This window comes from Falsiroseomonas oryziterrae, assembly GCF_021864505.1.
Lineage (GTDB): Bacteria > Pseudomonadota > Alphaproteobacteria > Acetobacterales > Acetobacteraceae > Falsiroseomonas > Falsiroseomonas oryziterrae.
The window spans coordinates 1-1,919 of record NZ_JAKJIB010000509.1; the positions used below are offsets into that span (position 1 = coordinate 1).

The 1,919-nt window shown below is 76.3% G+C and carries 3 protein-coding genes; all 3 read left to right on the forward strand.

Translation table 11 applies throughout. The features are described 5' to 3' along the window. On the forward strand, positions 1-585 hold a 585-nt coding region (locus tag L2I40_RS22555; protein ID WP_237217576.1), incomplete at its 5' end, for an NAD(P)/FAD-dependent oxidoreductase. Continuing rightward, a complete protein-coding gene (locus tag L2I40_RS22560; RefSeq protein WP_456305762.1) occupies positions 578-862 on the forward strand; it encodes a (2Fe-2S)-binding protein in 285 nt (94 codons plus the stop codon). The genes L2I40_RS22555 and L2I40_RS22560, both read left to right, overlap by 8 nt. Beyond that, positions 859-1,919: NAD(P)/FAD-dependent oxidoreductase (locus L2I40_RS22565; protein ID WP_237217580.1), on the forward strand; the 1,061-nt coding region annotated here is incomplete at its 3' end. The genes L2I40_RS22560 and L2I40_RS22565, both read left to right, overlap by 4 nt.

Consider the following 1,919-nt stretch of genomic DNA (forward strand, 5'->3'; position numbering starts at 1 on the left):
GACCAACCGGTGGGGGTAATCGCGGCGCTGCCGGGTGCCGCCATCCGCGTCGCGACCGCGCAGGGAACCATCGAGGCCGCGCGCGTCGCGCTCGCGGCGGGGCTCGGCAACGCGGCGCTGGCGCCGATGGTCGGGCTGGCCGCGCCCGTGCGTCCGCAGCGCGGCCAGGTGATGGTGACGGAGAAGACCGCCCCCTTCCTGCATCACCCCATGGCCACGCTGCGCCAGACCGACGAGGGCGGCGTGATGATCGGCGACAGCAAGGAGGAGGCGCCGGAGGACGAGGCCGTCGGCCCCGGCGTGCTCGCCGCCATGGCCCGGCGCGCGATCCGCATGTTCCCGCTGCTCGGCGGGCTGAACATCGTCCGCAGCTGGGGCGCGCTGCGCGTGATGTCGCCGGACGGCTTTCCGATCTACGACGAATCCCCGACCGCCCCGGGCGCGTTCGTCGTCACCTGCCACAGCGGCGTGACGCTGGCGGCCGCGCATGCCGGGCCGCTCGCGGCGATGATCGCCCGCGGCGCGCTGGATGCCTCGGTCGCCGACTTCAGCGCGCGGAGGTTCGATGTTCCGGCGGTTGCCTGAGGCCGCGCGCCCTGCGCTGCGCTTCACCTTCGAGGGCGAGGCCGTCGAAGGCCGCGAGGGCGACAGCGTCGCCGCTGCCCTGCTTGCGCTCGGCCACGCCGCGACGCGCGACACGGCGGTCTCCGGCGCGCCGCGCGGGCCCTATTGCATGATGGGCGTCTGCTTCGACTGCCTGGTCACGATCGACGGCGTCGGCAACCGCCAGGCCTGCCTGGTGCCGCTGCGCGCCGGGATGGACGTCCGCCGCCAGCGCGGAAAGCGGGAGGCCGGCGCATGAGGCGGCTCGGCGACGTCGCCGCGCTGCGCGACACCTACGACATCGCCATCGTCGGCGCCGGCCCGGCCGGCATGGCCGCGGCGGCGGAAGCGGGCGGGCGCGGGCTTGCCGTGCTGCTGCTCGACGAGAATCAGGGCCTCGGCGGGCAGGTGCATCGCGGCGTCGAGGCCTCGCCGCTCGCGGCCGTCCCGGCGCTCTCGGCGGTGCCCGAGGCGGGGCGGGCGCTGGCCGCGGCCGCCACTTCGGCGGACATCGAGTTCCTGCCCGGCGCGACGGTCTGGCACCTGGATGCGGCGCGCCGCCTGGGCGTGTCGGCTGGTGGCGCGGCGCGCATGATCGCGGCGCGGCGCGTGATCATCGCCACTGGCGCGCAGGAACGGCCCATGCCGGTGCCGGGCTGGACGCTTCCCGGCGTGATGAGCGTCGGCGCCGCGCAGACCCTGCTGAAGGGGCAGGCGCTGGTGCCGGAGGGCCGCGTCGTCATCGCCGGCTGCGGGCCGCTGGTCTGGCTCTATGCCGCGCAGCTCGTCGCCGCCGGTTGCCCGCCCGCGCTGCTGCTGGAGACGACGCCGCGCGCGAATTGGCGTGCAGCGCTGCCGCATCTGCCGGCCTTCCTGCTCTCGCCCTATGCGCGCAAGGGCCTCGCGCTGATGGCGCGGGTCCGGCGCGCGGTGCGGGTGGTCTCCGGCGTCCGGGCGCTGGGCATCGAAACGCGGGACGGCGCCCTCGAGGTGGCCTGGCCCGGCGGCCGCGCCGCAGCGGATCGCGTGCTGCTGCATCAGGGCGTCGTGCCGCAGCTCAATCTGGCGCAGGCGGCCGGCTGCACGGTCGCATGGGACGCGGCGCAGGCCTGCTTCGTGCCGGTGACCGACGCATGGGGCGACACCGACATGCCCGGCATCGCGATCGCAGGCGATACCGCCGGCATCGGCGGCGCAGAGGCCGCGGAAGCGGCAGGCCGCATCGCCGCGCTTGAGGCACTGCGGGCGCTCGGCGTGCTCGACGCCGCCGCGCGCGATGCGGCCCCCGCCCCGCATCGCACGTCTCGCGCGCGCTG